Origin of the sequence: Azospirillum palustre (assembly GCF_002573965.1) — a bacterium.
GTDB lineage: Bacteria > Pseudomonadota > Alphaproteobacteria > Azospirillales > Azospirillaceae > Azospirillum > Azospirillum palustre.
This window is the reverse complement of sequence record NZ_PDKW01000039.1, coordinates 637,670-654,214: the sequence shown is the minus strand read 5'-3', so window position 1 is coordinate 654,214 and position 16,545 is coordinate 637,670. Positions and strand designations below refer to the sequence as shown.

The 16,545-nt window shown below is 69.7% G+C and carries 14 protein-coding genes; 6 read left to right on the top strand and 8 right to left on the bottom strand.

What is annotated here, in order from left to right:
• Window positions 1-22: 22 nt before the first annotated feature.
• The 3 genes from infA to CRT60_RS09065 form a co-directional block, all read right to left on the bottom strand.
• Window positions 23-241 (bottom strand): translation initiation factor IF-1, encoded by a 219-nt coding sequence (gene infA / locus CRT60_RS09075; protein ID WP_012977999.1) that lies wholly within the window; start codon window positions 239-241, stop codon window positions 23-25.
• Window positions 242-398: 157 nt separating this feature from the next.
• Window positions 399-1,553: a lysozyme family protein gene (locus CRT60_RS09070; RefSeq protein WP_098736078.1), complete on the bottom strand. Its 1,155-nt coding sequence runs from the start codon at window positions 1,551-1,553 to the stop codon at window positions 399-401.
• A 112-nt stretch (window positions 1,554-1,665) separates the two neighbouring features.
• Window positions 1,666-4,017 carry a hybrid sensor histidine kinase/response regulator gene (locus CRT60_RS09065; RefSeq protein ID WP_098736077.1) on the bottom strand — a complete coding sequence of 784 codons (2,352 nt, stop codon included), beginning with the start codon at window positions 4,015-4,017 and terminating at the stop codon, window positions 1,666-1,668.
• 283 nt (window positions 4,018-4,300) lie between these two features.
• Between CRT60_RS09065 and CRT60_RS09060 the strand changes: the two genes are divergently transcribed.
• Window positions 4,301-5,539 (top strand): PepSY-associated TM helix domain-containing protein, encoded by a 1,239-nt coding sequence (locus CRT60_RS09060; RefSeq protein ID WP_244592368.1) that lies wholly within the window; start codon window positions 4,301-4,303, stop codon window positions 5,537-5,539.
• 124 nt (window positions 5,540-5,663) lie between these two features.
• On the opposite strand, the gene CRT60_RS09055 is transcribed toward CRT60_RS09060, so the two are convergent.
• From CRT60_RS09055 to hisG, 4 genes are read right to left on the bottom strand one after another with little or no spacing between them, the layout of a single operon-like run.
• A complete protein-coding gene (locus CRT60_RS09055; RefSeq protein ID WP_098736076.1) occupies window positions 5,664-6,131 on the bottom strand; it encodes an arsenate-mycothiol transferase ArsC in 468 nt (155 codons plus the stop codon).
• 16 nt (window positions 6,132-6,147) lie between these two features.
• Window positions 6,148-6,633, bottom strand: a complete 486-nt coding sequence (locus tag CRT60_RS09050) for a UPF0262 family protein (RefSeq protein ID WP_098736075.1) — start codon at window positions 6,631-6,633, stop codon at window positions 6,148-6,150.
• 46 nt (window positions 6,634-6,679) lie between these two features.
• Complete coding sequence (hisD, locus tag CRT60_RS09045) at window positions 6,680-7,984, bottom strand: histidinol dehydrogenase (RefSeq protein WP_098736074.1); 1,305 nt, start codon at window positions 7,982-7,984, stop codon at window positions 6,680-6,682.
• Window positions 7,968-8,678, bottom strand: a complete 711-nt coding sequence (hisG, locus tag CRT60_RS09040; RefSeq protein ID WP_425290399.1) for an ATP phosphoribosyltransferase — start codon at window positions 8,676-8,678, stop codon at window positions 7,968-7,970. The genes hisD and hisG overlap by 17 nt, the downstream gene beginning before the upstream one ends.
• Before the next feature lie 532 nt (window positions 8,679-9,210).
• Here hisG and CRT60_RS09035 point away from each other — a divergent pair.
• The 5 genes from CRT60_RS09035 to CRT60_RS09015 all read left to right on the top strand — a co-directional run bounded on the left by CRT60_RS09035 (window position 9,211) and on the right by CRT60_RS09015 (window position 12,842).
• Window positions 9,211-9,411: a hypothetical protein gene (locus tag CRT60_RS09035; RefSeq protein WP_045583820.1), complete on the top strand. Its 201-nt coding sequence runs from the start codon at window positions 9,211-9,213 to the stop codon at window positions 9,409-9,411.
• Window positions 9,412-9,485: 74 nt separating this feature from the next.
• Entirely contained in the window at window positions 9,486-10,265 is a 780-nt protein-coding gene (locus CRT60_RS09030; protein ID WP_098736073.1) for a MetQ/NlpA family ABC transporter substrate-binding protein, read from the top strand.
• 44 nt (window positions 10,266-10,309) lie between these two features.
• On the top strand, window positions 10,310-11,362 hold the full coding sequence (locus CRT60_RS09025; protein ID WP_098736072.1) for a methionine ABC transporter ATP-binding protein: 1,053 nt from the start codon (window positions 10,310-10,312) through the stop codon (window positions 11,360-11,362).
• Window positions 11,340-12,008 carry a methionine ABC transporter permease gene (locus tag CRT60_RS09020; protein WP_098736071.1) on the top strand — a complete coding sequence of 223 codons (669 nt, stop codon included), beginning with the start codon at window positions 11,340-11,342 and terminating at the stop codon, window positions 12,006-12,008. The genes CRT60_RS09025 and CRT60_RS09020 overlap by 23 nt, the downstream gene beginning before the upstream one ends.
• A 42-nt stretch (window positions 12,009-12,050) precedes the next feature.
• Window positions 12,051-12,842 (top strand): MetQ/NlpA family ABC transporter substrate-binding protein, encoded by a 792-nt coding sequence (locus tag CRT60_RS09015; RefSeq protein WP_098736070.1) that lies wholly within the window; start codon window positions 12,051-12,053, stop codon window positions 12,840-12,842.
• Here CRT60_RS09015 and CRT60_RS09010 read toward each other — a convergent pair.
• Complete coding sequence (locus CRT60_RS09010) at window positions 12,814-16,518, bottom strand: tetratricopeptide repeat protein (protein WP_098736069.1); 3,705 nt, start codon at window positions 16,516-16,518, stop codon at window positions 12,814-12,816. The genes CRT60_RS09015 and CRT60_RS09010 overlap by 29 nt on opposite strands.
• Between the last annotated feature and the right edge of the window lie 27 nt (window positions 16,519-16,545).

Here is a 16,545-nt window from a genome sequence, read left to right as displayed (position 1 = left end):
GAACCGCGATGCAGCAAGGATGCTACTTGAACCGGAAGGTGATGCGGCCCTTGGTCAGGTCGTACGGCGTCATTTCCACATTGACGCGGTCGCCCGCCAGGACGCGAATCCGGTTCTTACGCATCTTGCCGGAGGTGTGCGCCAGAACCTCGTGATCGTTGTCGAGCTTCACCCGGAACATCGCGTTCGGAAGCAATTCGACGACGGTCCCGGAAAACTCGATCAGATCTTCCTTTGCCATAGGCCCTTATGTCCGTCCTAATAGTTTCGCGGCAATAACTGACCTTCCAAGGCCGCCGGGTCAAGGGGGATTCCCACCGCCGATGCGTTCGGCCGCAGCCATTCGCGCGGGGCAGCCCCGCGTTGCGTGCCGGAGATGCCCCCTGAGCCGCGTCCCGTCAGACCGACTGGTAGGGGTTGAGTGGCGATGCACCGCCTTCTTCCAGGCGGCGCGGCTGGTCCATCGCCTTGCCGATCGCCGCGAACATCTCGCGCTGGTCGATCTCCATGCGGCGCGTCAGGCGGCCGACGGTTTCCGCCGCACTGAGCGCGCGGCCGCTGGATCTGTCGTGGAACAGGTTGTGATTGGCCTTGGCGGCGCTGGGCAACAGGTCGGCGGCGACCGCCCCCGGCGTCGATTCGGCGGCCCGGATCAGCTTCGCCGCCCCGCCGGAGCCCAGAACATAGGCCATGCGGCTTTCCGATTCGCTGGCTGGGCGGCCCAGCCGCTTCTCCAGCGCCTCGCGTCCTTCGGCCAGATAGCGGGCGGCCATGCCGGCCGACAGGTCGACGTCGTGGCGCAGCTCCAGGATCTGGCGGCGGATCGCCGGGTCCTTGACGCTGGATACCCCGTTGCGGACCTGGATGTGCGAGGCCAGCTCGCCCTGGCCATAGGCGGCGCCGTGGCGGCGGAACAGGTCGAGCCAGGTCGATTCGAGGAACTGGAACGGGCCGGCGGCGGAGCTGCGGCTGTTCTTCGCCGCGCTGTCCAGCCCGCTTTCCTGGGTCGCCTGGGCGAGGATGGCGGTGAAGCTGTGGCCCGACAGGCCGGCGACCTGCTGCGAGGCGACCAGCACCCGCGTGGCGGTCGGCTCCTCGGCCGCAACGGCCTTCACCGCCTCCGCCACCTTGGCGGAGCTTGGGGGCGGTGTCGGTACCGCCGGCTTCAGTCCCGGCAGGGGTGCGCGCGGCACTGCGGTCTCCGCGGACGCGGAGTCGGAAGCCAGCAGGACCGGCGCTTCGGGCTTGGCGGCGGGAACCGGCACAATGCTGCCGTCGGCGAGGCGGATGGGGGTGACCGGCTTGGCCGCGGGCAGCGGAACCTGGGTTCCGTCGCCCAGCAGGATCGGGGCCGGCGGTTTGGCGGCCGGTAAGGGCGGGGCCTTCTGGCCGTTCGCCGGCCGGCCGACCGGCACGGTTCCGGCGCCGGTCCGGGTGGTCTGGACCAGCGTGTCGCGGAAGGACGCCTCGCCGACACTGCCGTCGGAAAGCGCGGGGGAGGCGTCGGGCTTGCGCTCCGGAACGGGGGCGAGAGGGGGCTGCGCAACCTTCATGGCACACACTTCGCTACGGACCGGCCGAGCCTGCCGGGAGAAAGCCCCGTCTTTCCATGCCCCACGAGCGTGGGCATGGCCGGACGGATGCAGGCACTATAGCACCGACTCGTCAGCGATGTGCGATCAACTGTGGGCGCGGGGCGTCGTCCCCGGCCTCATCCTCGCCCTCGCCGGGGAGCGGATCGTCGGGCAGCGGATCGTCAAGATGCGCGACGCGGGCCCAACGGCCGATGGCGGCCAGCAGCTTGGATTTTTCCAGCGGCTTGGCCAGATGGGCGTTCATGCCGGCCTGCAGGCAGCGTTCGACCTCGATCTGCATCACGCCGGCGGTCAAAGCGAGGATCGGGATGCGGCTCTCCGGGCCGGGCAGGGCGCGGATGCGGCGGGTGGCCTCCAGCCCGTCCATCACCGGCATCTGCACATCCATCAGCACGAGGTCGTAGGGCTGTTCCTGCACCGCGGCCACCGCGGCGGCGCCGTCATCCACCGCATCGACCCGATGGCCGGCCCTGGTCAGCATGGTCACCGCCAGATCGCGGTTCATCGCCAGATCCTCCGCCAGCAGGATGCGGGCGCTGGCGGCTCCGGACTCCAGAGGGGACAGGATGGCGCTGTCGGGCTGGATCGCGGCGCTGCCGGCGGGCAGCAGAGGCAGCGAGAACCAGAAGGTGCTGCCGGCGCCGAGCTGGCTTTCCATGCCGATCTCGCCGCCCATCAGCTCCACCAGCCGGCGGCAGATGGCCAGCCCCAGCCCGGTGCCGCCGCGCCCGCGCTCCAGCTGGGTGAAGCGCTGGAACAGGTCGCGCTGCCGTTCGGGGGCGATGCCGATCCCGCTGTCGGTGACGGTGAAGGTGCAGATGCGGCCTCCGCTTTTTCCGCTGTCCTCGACCGCCTTCACCGTCAGGCGGACCGAACCGCGGTCGGTGAACTTCACCGCGTTGCTCAGCAGGTTCAGCAGGAGCTGGCGCAGCCGGTCGGGGTCGCCCATGACGAAGCCGCGGGCGGTGGCCGAGATGCTGGTCTGCAGTTCCAGCCCCTTCTGTTCGGCGGCCAGCCGGACGATGGCGACGCAGCGGTCGGCCAGATCGTCCAGCCGGAAGGGCACGCTGACCAGATCGAGCCGCCCCGCCTCCAGCTTCGACAGGTCGAGCACGTCGTTGATGACGGTCAGCAGCGACCGCCCGGCATCGCGCACCTGCGAGGCGTAGCGCCGCTGCTCCGCCGTCAGCGGGGTTTCCAGCAGCATTTCCGCGAACCCGATCACGCCGTTCATCGGCGTGCGGATCTCGTGGCTCATGGTGGCGAGGAATTCCTCCTTGGCGCGGCTGCCGGCCCGCGCCTCCTCCATGGCGGAGCGCAGCTCCTGCTCGCGCTGCTTCAGGCGGCGCGACATGTTGTTGAAGGCATGGGAGACGACGCGGAATTCGTGGGGGGCGCGGTCCGCCTCGATCACGGTGCCGCCGCCGCCGTCGCCGATGCGGGTGGCCGCGGTGCCGAGTTCCCACACCCAGCGCAGGACCGAGGCGCGCAGCAGCACCCACAGGGCGGTGACGCTGACCAGCGCCGCGATGGCGAGCAGGCCCAGGCTCTGCCACAGGTCGCGCCGTGCCTCCGCGAGGATCGGCCCGGTCGGCATGCCGACGGCGAAGACGGTGTCGGTCTCGTCCGAATGGCGGAAGGCCCACAGCCGGCCGCGGCCGTCGGCGCTTTCCGCATCCAGCGTGCCGTCCTTCTCCGTCAGCATCTGCCGGATATGCGGCATGTTGCCGATGTTGCGGTTCAGCCAGCCTTCCGGGTCGGGCTGGCGGGCCACGATCACCCCGTGGCGGTCCAGCACCATGACGCGGGCGTCGGGCTGCTTCAGCACCTTCACCAGGTCGGTCAGCCAGGTGAGGTCCACCGCCACGCCCATGACGCGGATGATCCGCCCATCCTCGATGATCGGGCTGGCGACGATGATCAGCGGCTTCAGCGAGCGCTTGCCGATGATGAAATCGCTGACCACCCAGTTTTTGGTGTCCAGCACGCGTTGGAAATACTCGCGTTCCCGCAGGGTGATGCCGGCACCGGGGCCGGTGGTGTCGCAGATGATGTTGCCGTCGGCGTCGGTCAGCCAGACGCCGGTGGTCCAGCGGTGCTGGCGCGGCATCGGCGCCAGGGTGGCGACGCAGGCGTCGGTGTGGTCCATCGTCGCGTTGCGGATGGCCGGCACCAGCGACAGCACGCCAAGCAGGTTGCGGGCCTCGCCGATCAGGTCATGCTGGCGCTCCACCCCGTCGTCGGCCAGATGCTGCGCCAGCTCGCGCGCCGCGTCGATGTGGTCGTCGAGCTGCTGGTCGGCAAGGTAGAGCGCCCCCACCAGCGGCAGCGCCAGCGAGGCCAGCACCACGCCCATCAGGCGGGCGCGCAGGCTGCGCGGGCTGAAGGCGCGGAGCAGGCGGTGCATCGGACCTGCGGGCATGGATGACGGCTCTCCGCGGGAATGTTCGTCTACGCCCCCGAGCCTAAGGCGTCGCGCGGCGCGTTGCGATGACACAGCTCAATAGCACTGGCGGGGATGCGAAGTGAACACGGAGCCGCGCAAAAAGTTGCAGAATACCAAATTTATTACCGACCAACCCGTGTGGTGGGCGGTTCGACAGGCAAGAGCCTGTGCGAGCATTTGACGGCCGTCAAGGCCGCCGGGGTGTGCTTCGGGGATGTTCGCGGCATTGCGCCGGCCTCGGGTCAGGAGAACGTCCGCCATGCACACGCAAAGCGAGCACAGGGTCATGCCGGCAAGGCCGGGGAACGGAGCACGGCCGGACCGGGGGGCCGCGGCCGGCTGGGGGACCGGCGTCTTTCCCGGCGTTTCGCGGCAGCGGGTGCGCCGCTTTCTGCTGATGCTGCACCTGACGCTGGGGCTGGCGGTGGGGGCGCTGCTGGCGTTGACCGCGCTGACCGGCGGCCTGCTGGTCTTCTATGTCGACATCGACCGCATGCTGACGCCGGAACTGGTGCTGCCGGCCGGGCAGGAGGCCGGGCAGAACGCTCCGGTCCCGCTCGACCGGGTGGTGCAGGCCCTGCGCGAGGCCCATCCGGCCCGTGGCGGCGGCTGGCGGCTGGAGCTTCCCGACGGGCCGGACCATCCGATCATGGCCCGCTACATGAAGCCGGAGGAGACCGCGGGCAAGTCCTTCGCCCCGCTGATGGTGGCGGTGAACCCCCACAGCGGCGAAGTGCTGTCCTCCCGCTTCTGGGGCCGGACGGCGATGACCTGGGTCTACGACCTGCATTACCTGCTGCTGGCCGGCGAGAGCGGGCAGCTGGTGCTGGCGCTGGGCGGGATCGGCAGCCTGCTGATCCTTGCCAGCGGGGTCTATCTGTGGTGGCCGGCGGCGGGAAAATGGGGGCGGGCCCTGCAGCCGCGCCTGCGCTCCGGCTCCGTCCGGCAGGTGTTCGACATCCATGTGCTGGCGGGCGTCTATGGCCTCGTCGTCCTGCTGCCGCTGATCGTGACGGGGATCGTCATGGAACGGCCGGACTGGGTGAAACCGGCGGTGGAACGGCTGTCGCCGATGACCGCACCGCCCGTCCTCCCTTCCGTCGCGGGCGGGACGGTGGTCGGGGCGGATGCCGCGCTCGCCGCGGCCCTCGCCCGTTTCCCGCAGGCCGAACCGCGCTGGGTCGAGGTGCCGGGGCAGGGCGGCGGCGCCTACCACATCCGCCTGTTCCAGGCCGGCGAGCCCGGCTGGCGCTTTCCCAAGACCAGCGTGTGGGTGAATGGCGGCGACGGCACGGTCATGGATGTCCGCGACCCCACCCGCTGGACCTTCGGCGACGCCTTTTTCGGCTGGCAGCATCCGCTGCACAACGGCGAGTGCTTCGGCCTGTGCTGCCGCATCCTGGTGGCGGTGGCCGGCCTGCTGCCGGCAGTGCTGCTGGCGACCGGGACGGTGCGCTGGCGGCAGAAGAAGCGGACGCGGCCGGCGCGGGCCGTCTAGAGTGTGATCGGTTCAAGCGGAATCGCTTGAAGCGTGAATCACACGGAAAATCAAAAGTTTAGAGTCTGTCTGTTGCTTCAATAAGCATCAGACAGACTCTAACCGCCGGCAAACCGCCGGACGGTCAGACGGTCGGCCCGCGGGAAAGCGGGAAGCGCTGCTTCATCTTGGCCATCAGGCCGTCGCGGACCTGACGGTAGGCTTCCAGCATGGCGTCGCGGGTGCCGTCGACCAGGGTGGGGTCGAAGGTGTTCCAGAACTCCACGTCGCAGGCCATGGTGCGCGTCATCTCGATGGCGCGGTGCTGCGCCTCCGGTGACAGCGAGACGATCAGGTCGAAGTTGGTGTCTTCCAGATCCTCGAAGGTGCGGCAGCGGTGCTTGGACAGGTCGATGCCGATCTCCTCCATCACCGCGACGGCGAAGGGGTCGACCTCGTCGCCCTCGCGGACGCCGACGGAATCCACATAGACGCGGGTGCCGTGGTAATGGCGCATCATCGCCGCCGCCATCGGCGAACGGATCATGTTGTAGGTACAGGCGAACAATACGCTCGTGACCGGCAGAGGGGTGAGGACCGAGGTCGCCGCCATGGCCTTGCCCGGTCCGTCAGCCGCGAATGTGCAGGACGCAGATCAGCGTGAACAGCCGGCGCGCGGTCTGCAGGTCCATCTCCACCTTGCCGGCCAGCCGTTCGCGCAGCATCTCGGACCCCTCGTTGTGCAGGCCGCGGCGGCCCATGTCGATGGCTTCGATCTGCGACGGCGTCGACCGCTTGATGGCGGCGTAATAGCTCTCGCAGATCAGGAAATAGTCGCGGACGATCGACCGGAAGCCGGTGATCGGCAGCATCAGCCGGTCGAGTTCGCTGTTGTCCTCGCGCCGGATGTCGAAGACCAGCCGGTTGTCCTCGATCGACAGATGCAGGTGGTACGGCCCGTCCTCTGTGAAGTCGCAGGGGCAGAACTCGTTGTCCTCCAGCAGGTCGAAGATGGCGACGGCGCGCTCATGCTCGACCTCCGGCTTGTGGCGGACGACACTCCGCTCGTCGAGCGTCACATGGGTGATGCGCCGCTTGCCCTTTGCCGTCGTCACGCCCCGCCTCCCCGTTTGCCCGTGGCCGTTTGCCCGTGGCCGCTTCTTAGTCTTTGTAACCCGGCAGCCGCTGGGCGACGGAGCGCGCATGCGCCTCCAGCCCCTCGGCCATCGCCAGCGTCACCGCCGCCGGGCCGATGGCCCGCAGGCTGTCGGCGTCGCAGGCGACGAAGGTCGTCCGCTTCATGAAGTCCAGCACGTTGAGGCCGGAGGAGAAGCGGGCGCTGCGCGCCGTCGGCAGCACATGGTTGGGACCTGCGACGTAATCGCCGATGGCCTCCGGCGTGTAGCGGCCGAGGAAGATGGCACCGGCATTGCGGATCTTCGCCGCCAGCGCGTCGGGATCCTCCACCGCAAGCTCCAGATGCTCCGGCGCCAGCCGGTCGACCAGGGCGGGGGCGTCGGCCATCAGGTCGCCGACCAGCAGGATGGCGCCATGCTCCCGCCAGCTTTCGCCGGCGATTGCCGTGCGCGGCAGCGTCTCCAGATGCCTGTCCACCGCTGCGGCGACCGCATCGGCGAAGGCGGCATCGTCGGTGATCAGGATCGACTGGGCCGAGGTATCGTGCTCGGCCTGCGACAGCAGATCCATGGCGATCCAGGCCGGATCGTTGTGGCCGTCGGCGACCACCAGGATCTCCGACGGACCGGCGATGCTGTCGATGCCGACGAGGCCGTAGACCTGCCGCTTGGCGGCGGCGACGAAGGCGTTGCCCGGGCCGACGATCTTGTCGACCGGCCGGATCGTCGCCGTGCCGTGGGCCAGCGCCGCGACGGCCTGGGCGCCGCCGATGCGGTAGATCTCGTCGATGCCGCAACGCTTGGCGGCGGCCAGCACCAGCGGGTTGATCGCCCCGTCCGGCGTCGGCACCACCATGACGACACGCTCGACGCCCGCCACCTTGGCCGGCAGGGCGTTCATCAGCACCGAGGACGGGTAGGAGGCGGTGCCGCCCGGCACATAGAGGCCGACGGCGCCGACCGCCGTCCAGCGCGCACCCAGCCGCACGCCGGCGGGGTCGCGGTAGTCGGTGACCTCCGGGATCTGGCGGCGGTGGAACTCCTCGATCCGCGCCGCGGCGAGGTCGAGCGCCTCCAGCGTTTCCGCCGAGCATTTCGCCGTCGCCGCGTCGATCTCGTCCCGGCCGATGCGCAGGGTGTCGGCGGTCAGGGTCTGGCGGTCCCAGCGGGCGGTGTAGTCGATCAGCGCGGCGTCGCCGCGGGCGCGGACCTGATCGATGACGCCGGCGACCAGCGTCTGGACATCCTCGCTGGCCTCGCGCTTGGCGTGCAGCAGCGCCTCGAACCCGGCGGCGAAGTCCGCGTCGCGAATATCAAGCCTGACGGGCATTCACCGCCTCCCGGAACTTGTCGATCCACTGAGAAATCTCGGCCGTCCGCGTCTTGAAGGCGGCGCGGTTGACGATCAGGCGCGAGGTGACGTCGGCGATATGCTCCACCTCCACCAGCCCGTTGGCCTGCAGCGTCGAGCCGGTGGAGACCAGATCGACGATGCGGCGGCACAGGCCCAGCGTCGGCGCCAGCTCCATGGCACCGTTCAGCTTGACGCATTCGGCCTGGACGCCGCGCGCGGCGAAGTGACGCTTGGTCACCTCCGGATATTTGGTGGCGACGCGCACATGGCTCCAGCGCGACGGATCGTCGCTCTCCAGCATCTCCGCCGGTTCGGCGACCGACAGCCGGCAGGCGCCGATGCCGAGGTCGAGCGGGGCGTAGATCTCCGGATAGTCGAACTCCATCAGCACGTCGTTGCCCGCCACGCCGAGATGGGCGGCGCCGAAGGCGACGAAGGTCGCCACGTCGAAGGAGCGCACGCGGATGATGCTGAGGTTCGGCACGTTGGTGGCGAAGCGCAGAAGCCGGCTCTTGTCGTCGTCGAAGGCCGGCTCCGGATGGATGCCGGCATGGCTCAGCAACGGGCGCAGCTCTTTCAGGATGCGGCCCTTGGGCAGGGCCAGCACGAGCTGATCGTCGACAGGAACCTCGGCGGCCGGCAGGCCCAGGGCGCTGGTATCGGCGGACAAAACACTCTCCTCGCATCGCTCGCCGGGGCGGTGTGGGGGCCCCGGATGAACCATCGCCGCGATAGATAGCACATTCCAGGCGCCCGTCACCTGTCACTGTCGCGTCTGCGAGATTTAACGATAAAAATATGCTCAATCGAGAATTTCACACAAAACGCAAAAATAGGTTTGACCAAACTCCATCGAAAGGGTAGATAAAAATCCATGGACGCCCCGCCGGGTATCCCGCGGCAATTTGACTTCTGCAGCTTGCGCCGCGTCACCAAACGCTAAAGCGCCACGATACCGGTCGTGGACCTCTTCAAGAAGGAGAGACCGGAATGACATCGCGAGTTTCCGTTCCCCGATCCGCGCTTCGGACCGCCTTCCCGGCCTGCATGATGCGTTCGGGCCTGTGTTGCCGCTGACCTCGCGGCCCCAAGACACAGAGCCCATCCCGCACATCCGCCGATCCTGAGATCAGGTCCTGAACGCATTTGCGCCGCTGCCCCGCCATGACGAGGGCCGGCCGCGCCGAGGGGAGCAGTCCGCCATGTCCCACGCCAACGCCTACGCCATCGAAGTCCAGGGCCGCTCCGCCGGCATCGTCGTCGCCGAACGCGGCGGCTTCACCTTCTTCGTGTCCGATTGGGCTTTCCGCGATCTCGATCGCCGCGTCTTCCGCAATGTCGGACAGGCCCAGCGCGCCGCCCACCAGCATTACAGCCGGCTGCCCGACACCCGCCGCCGCTGATCCCCGATCAAAGCCCGCCGCCAAGAAACCCACCGCCAAGAAACCCGCTGCTGAAAATCCTGAGGAAAGTCCCGATGAAGCGTATCCTGATGTCGGTGGCCGTCGCCGCCGGGCTGCTGACCGCCGCCACCTCCGCCTTCGCCGCTCCGCTGAAGCTGGGCGTGTCGGCCGGCCCCTATGGCGAGATCCTGGAATTCACCGCCAAGCTGGCCGCCAAGGAGGGCATCGAGGCGCAGGTGATCGAGTTCACCGACTGGAACATGCCCAACGCGGCGCTCCAGGCCGGCGACATCGACGCCAACAACTTCCAGCACCAGCCCTTCCTCGACAATCAGGTCAAGCAGCGCGGCTACGACATCGTCTCCGTCGCCAAGAGCGTCGTGGTGCCGATGGGCGTCTACAGCAGCAAGGTGAAGGCGCTGGCCGACCTGAAGCCGGGCGCTTCGGTGTCGATCCCCAACGATCCCACCAACGGCGCCCGCGCCCTGTTCCTGCTGGCCAAGGCCGGCGTGATCGGGCTGAAGGAGGGGGCCGGCCTCAACACCACCATCGCCGACGTGGTGAACCCGAAGGGCATCAAGCTGGTGGAACTGGACGCCGCCCAGCTGCCGCGCTCGCTCGACGACGTGGATGCGTCGGTCATCACCCTCAACTATGCCGTGCTGGCCGGGCTGGAGCCGAAGAAGGCCCTGGTGCTGGAGGATGACCAGTCCAAGTGGAACCTGGTGTGGGCGGTCCGCAAGGATCGCATGGAAGACCCGACGATCAAGCGCTTCATTGCGCTGTATCGTTCGCCCGAAGTGCGGCAGTTTATCGAAACGCGCTTCAACGGTTCCATCATTCCGACGTGGTGAGGGAGGCTGGGGGACGCTGGACGTCCCCTTTTGCCGATTAAAAGATGATAACGCTAACAAACATTCACAAGACTTACGCGGCGCGCGGCGGCGGGGCTCCGGTCCATGCGCTGGCCGACATCGACCTGTCCATCGCACGCGGCGAGGTCTTCGGGATCATCGGCCGGTCCGGTGCCGGCAAATCCACGCTGCTGCGCACGGTCAATCTGCTGGAAAGCCCGAGCTCGGGCAGCGTCACGGTCGACGGGGTGGAGATGACCGCCCTGTCGGCGGCGGAGCTGCGCAAGGCCCGCCATTCCATCGGCATGATCTTCCAGCACTTCAACCTGCTGTCCTCGCGCACCGTCTTCGACAATGTGGCGCTGCCGCTGGAACTGGCCGGCATGGCCAGGGCGGAGATCCGCCGGACGGTGGAGCCGCTGCTCGACCTCGTCGGGCTGGCCGACAAGCGCGACCGCTATCCGGCGGAGCTGTCGGGCGGGCAGAAGCAGCGCGTCGGCATCGCCCGAGCGCTCGCCAGCAAGCCGAAGGTGCTGCTGTCGGACGAGGCGACCTCGGCGCTCGATCCGGAGACGACGACGCAGATCCTGCATCTGCTGGCCGACATCAACCGGCGGCTCGGCCTGACCATCGTGCTGATCACCCACGAGATCGCCGTCATCAAGGAGATCTGCCACAAGGTGGCGGTGATGGAGAATGGACGGGTGATCGAGCAGGGGCCGGTCTTCGACATCTTCGCCCACCCGAACCACCCGACCACCCGCAGCTTCGTCGATCCCGTCATCAACCGCGGCATCCCCGACAGCCTGCGCGACCGTCTGTCGCCCCAGCCGGGGCCGGGCAGCAACCCGGTGCTGCGCATCACCTTCACCGGCGAGAAGGCGACCACCCCGGTCATCAGCGCCATCAGCCGCCAGCTGAACCTGGACCTGAACATCTGGCACGGCCAGATCGACGAGATCCAGGGCGCGCCGTTCGGCACGCTGGTGGTGGAGGCGCTGGGCGAGCAGGCCAAGGTCGATGCCGCCGTCGCGCTGGTGAAAGAGAACAATCTGGGTGTCGAGGTGTTGGGCCATGCTCTCCCCGCAAATCATTGACCTGCTGATCAAGGGGCTGATCGACACGCTGCAGATGGTGGCGGTGTCGGGTGCCATCGGGACGCTGATCGGCCTGCCCATCGGCGTGATGCTGGCCGTCACCGGCCGGGGCGAGCTGTTGCAGAATTTCGCCTTCAACAAGGTGATGGGGGCGGTGGTCAACATGACCCGCTCCACCCCCTTCATCATCCTGGTGGTGGCGATCATCCCCTTCACCCGGCTGATCGCCGGCACCTCCATCGGCACCAACGCCGCCATCGTGCCGCTGACCGTCGCCGCCGCCCCCTTCATCGCCCGCGTGGTCGAGAATGCGGTGCGCGAGGTGGATCGTGGCTTGGTCGAGGCGGCGCAGGCGATGGGCGCCACGCCGTTCCAGATCATCCGCAAGGTCCTGCTGCCGGAAGCGCTGCCGGGCATCGTCGCCGGCCTGACCCTGTCGGCGGTCAGCCTCGTCGGCTATTCCGCCATGGTCGGTGCGGTCGGCGGCGGCGGCCTGGGCGACCTCGGCATCCGCTACGGCTATCAGCGCTTCCTGCCGGAGGTGATGCTGGCGGTGGTGATCGTGCTGATCGTGCTGGTGCAGATCGTCCAGTCGACGGGCGACCTGATCGCCCGCCGCGTCAACAAACGCAATCTGAAGTCCTGACCCCCCAAAAGACCTGACTCAAGAAACCGAGGAGTGTTCGAGATGCTGCGCTTCCGTTCGCTGGCTTCGCTGCTGGCCGGTGCCGCCACCATGGCCGTTGCTTTCGGCGTGTCGGCCGAAACGATCAAGGTCGGCGTCACCGCCGGTCCGCATGCCCAGATCCTGGAAGCGGTGAAGCCCATCGCCGCCAAGGACGGGCTGGACATCCAGATCCTGGAATTCACCGACTACGTCATCCCGAACCAGGCGCTGGCCGGCGGCGATCTCGACGCCAACAGCTTCCAGCACCAGCCTTATCTGGACAACCAGGTGAAGGACCGCGGCTTCGATCTGGTCAGCGTCGGCAAGACGGTGGTCTATCCCATCGGCATCTATTCCAAGAAGGTGAAGAGCCTGGAAGAGCTGCCGGTCGGTGCCAAGTTCGCCATTCCGAACGACCCGACCAACGGCGGCCGCGTCCTGCTGCTGCTCCAGGCCAAGGGCCTGATCAAGCTGAAGGACGGCGGCACCCTGAAGGCCTCGCCCATCGACATCGTCGAGAACCCGAAGAAGCTGGAGATCGTCGAGCTGGACGCCGCCCAGCTGCCGCGCTCGCTGGACGACGTGACCGCCGCCGCCATCAACACCAACTTCGCGCTGGAAGCCGGCATCGACCCGGTCAAGGACGCCATCGCCCGCGAGGCGGCCGACAGCCCCTATGCCAACGTCATCGCCGTCCGCAAGGCCGACAAGGACAAGCCCTGGGTCGCCAAGCTGGTGAAGGCCTACAACAGCCCCGAGGCCAAGGAGTTCATCCTCACCAAGTTCAAGAACGCCGTGGTTCCTGCGTTCTGAGACCGATGAGGGCACGCCCGGCGGCGCTGAGCGCGTCGCCGAGCGACCCGCCCGCTTTCGGGCAGACCAGCCGCATCGACGGATACCAGGGCCGGCAGCCGGTGCCGAGCGCCGTCCAGTCGCCCGCCGGCCCGATCCGCCAGACCGGTACGCCCAGCGCGCCGGCCATCTCCGCCACCGAGGTTCCGGCGGAGATCACCAGATCCAGCGCCGAGGTCAGGGCAGCGGCGCCGTCGAGGTCGTTCCTCAGGTCGAGCGGCGGGCGGTGGATCGCGATGCCGAACCGCCGCTCGGCGTCGGCCAGTTCGGCCTCGCACTCGTCATATTGAAGGTTGACGATCCGCAGGCCGGGCAGGGTCAGGATCGGCGCCCAGTCGGTCAGCGGGGCGTAATTGGCGTCGCGCAACGCGCCGCGCAGGCCGCTGCGCCAGCACAGGCCGACGGTCAGGGCGGAGCCGGTGCCGCCCAACCAGCCCAGCCACCGCTCCACCGCCGCCTCGTCGGCGCGTAGCCATCCGCCCTGCCTCGCAAAGCTCTCCAGCCCCCAGCCCAGCCGCAATGGCAGCGACCCCGCCGGGACGTGACAGTCGGCATCCGCCGGGTCCTCCGTCGCGGCGCGCACCGTCGCCTGCGGGAAGGAGCGCGCGAACAGCGCCACCAGCCGCGGCTCGCATTCCACGATGACCCGGCCTGCGCCTGAGAGTGCGCGCGCGATCAGTGCGGGGTAGCAGGCGCTGTGCATCAGCTCGTCACCCACCCCCTGTTCGCGCCAGACCAGCAGCGTCTTTCCCGTCAGGTCGCCGCCGTCCCAGGCGGGCAGGCGGAAGCGGCGGTCGGGCAGTGCCTGACCGGCGGCGAAACGGGCTTCCAGGCCGGTCCAGCCGGTGACGAGGTCGCCCCGCGCCAGCGCCGCGTAGCCGCGGTTGAAGGCGGCGAGCGTCAGGGCCGGGTCGTCCTCCACCGCCTGCCGGTAGGCCGCATCGGCCTCGACCGGGCGGCCGGCGGCATGCAGGGCGTTGCCCTGGTTGTAGCGCCACTCCGCCCGCTTGGGCTCCAGCGCCAGGGCGCGGTCCCAGCCCCTCAGCGCGGCGTCGAGCCGGCCCTGCCGCTGCCGCAGATCGGCCAGCCCGGCCCAGCCGGCGCCGGTTCCGGGTGCGAACAGGATCACCCGCCACCAGGCCAGCCCGGCAGCGGTGCTTTCGCCCGCCCGCTCCAGCGCCAGGGCGAGGTTGCCCAGCGTGGCGAGATCGCCGGGGCGGCCCTGGAGCGCCAGACGCAGATGCGCCACCGCCTCCGCCGGCCGGTCGAGCGCCAGGGCGGCCAGCCCCAGATTGCTGACCGCCGCCGGGTCGCCGGGCCGCAGGCGCAGGGCCCTGCCGGCGGTGCGCTCCGCCTTGGCGGCATGGTCGGGATTGCGCAGGGCCTCGGCCGACAGGGCGGTCCAGGCCTCCGCGACCGCGGGATCGAGGGCGAGCGCACGCATGAGGAAGGGGTGCCCCGCTTCGCCCATCGCCTGCCGCGCCAGCCCGGCATTGATCCACAGCCCGGCATGGAAGGGGGCGAGGCGCCGCGCCGCGTCGGTCGCCTCCATCGCTTCGGCAGCCGCCCCGCGGGACAGCCGCAGGGCGCCGAGATTGCCGAGCGCCTCGACATCCTCGGGTGCCAGCGTGGCGGCGGCCTGCCAGTCGGCCTCGGCGTCGGCGAGCGCGCCCATCTCCTGCCGGGCCAGGGCGCGGCGCTTGTGGCGGTCGGCGCTCGGCTCCGCCGCGATGGCGCGGGTCAGCAGGGTGTCGGCGATGTCGGGGCGGCCGGCCTGCTGGCCGAGCAGGGCGTAGCCCTCCAGCGCCGCCGGCACCTCGCCGCCCTGGTCGAGGATGCGCTGATAGGTTTTCTCCGCCTCCGGCCAGCGGCCGGACCCATGCAGGTCGCGCGCTTCGGCCAGCCATTCCTCTATAGGCGGAGCGGGCGGCAGGGCAGGGGGCGGAGCAGGAACCAGACGGCGCAGGTCCGCCGCCATGCGCGCCAGCACGTCCGCCAGCCCCTCGCCGGGGCGGGCGCTCCACAGCCGCATCGACGGGAACCAGGGGCGCACCCCGGTGCCCAGCGCCGTCCAGTCGCCGGCCGGGCCGAAGCGCCAGACCGGCACGCCAAGCGCGCCCGCCATCTCACCGACCGAACTCGCCACCGTCACCACGAGGTCGAGTCCGGCGATCAGCGCCGCCACGCTCTCCAGATCGTTCTTCAGGTCGGTGCCGGGCCAGCGGTGGATCATCAGGCCCAGCTGCGCCTCGACGGCGGCGATCTCCGCCTCGCGCCCGTCATATTGCAGGGTGACCGGGATCAGGCCGGGCAGGGTCAGCAGCGGCGCCCAGTCGGCGAGCGTGGTGTAGGACGCCTTGCGCTCCCCCAGCATGTTCTGGCTGCCCCAGCAGAGGCCGACGCGCAGGCCCGGCCCCAGCGCCGCCAGCCGGTCGCGCCACTCCGCCAGCCGCAGCGGATCTGGTGCCAGCCAGGAGGGCCGGGCGGGAAAGTCGGCGAGGCCGGGGCGCAGCAGCCGCGGCAGCGATCCCAGCGGCAGATGGGCTTCCGCATCGGCAGGATCCGCCGTCTGCGCCCGCACGGTGACGCCGGGCAGGGAGCGGCCGACCAGCCCGGTCAGGCGGGCGTCGACTTCGACGACCAGCGTTTCCGGCCCGAACCGCTCCGCAAGGTCGGGCAGGGCGGTGCCGAACATCAGCTCGTCGCCCAACCCCTGTTCGCGCCAGACCAGCAGGCGCTTCCCCGGAGTGCCGTCCCAGGCCGGCAGGGAAAAGCTGCGCCCGGCCGAGACGCGGCGGGAGGCGAAGCGCGCCTCGTACTCCTCCCAGCCTCCCGTCAGCCGGCCGCGGCCGAGCAGCCGCAGGGCGAGGTTCCAGCGGGCCAGGGCGAAGCCGGGGGCATGGATCAAAGCCTGGGCGTAGAGCGCCTCCGCCTCGTCGCCGCGGCCCTGGGCCTCGCGCAGCAGGGCGAGGTTCACCATGGTTTCGGCATCGCCGGGGGCCAGCCGCAGGGCGTCCAGATGCGCCGCCTCGGCCTCATCGGTGCGGCCGGTTTCCTTCAGCACGACGCCGAGGTTGGTCAGGGCGGCGGCATGGCCGGGGTCGAGCCGCAGGGCATGGCGCAGCGCCGTTTCGGCCTCGCCATAGTCGTCCTGCGCCCGCAGCAGCGTGCCGAGATTGGCCCAGGCCTCGGCATAGCCGGCATTCAGGTCGAGCGCGCGGCGGTAATGCACGCCGGCCTCCGCCAGCCGGTCCTGGTCCTGGAGCGCGCTGCCCAGGCTGTTGTGCGCCTCGGCATAGGCATCGCGGAGCGCGAGCGCCCGGCGGTATTCCGCCTCCGCCTCCGCCAGCCGGCCCAGCGCATGGAGGGCGAGGCCGAGGTTGGCGTGCTGTTCGGCGACGCCGGGGCGCCGCGCGACGGCCTGCCCGATCAGGCGGACGGCTTCGGCATCCTGGCCGCGCTGGTGATGCAGCACGCCGATCAGGTGCAGCGCATCGGCGTTCCGCCCGTCGGCAGCCAGCATGGCGCGATAGGTGCGCTCCGCCCCGTTCAGGTCGCCGGCGCGGTGGTGGGCCAGCGCCTCGCGCAGGAGGGCGGCCAGTCTGGCCGAGAGTCTGGAGGCGGCGGAGGGCGGCATGGGGCGGCGGCCGGATCGGAAAAGAGG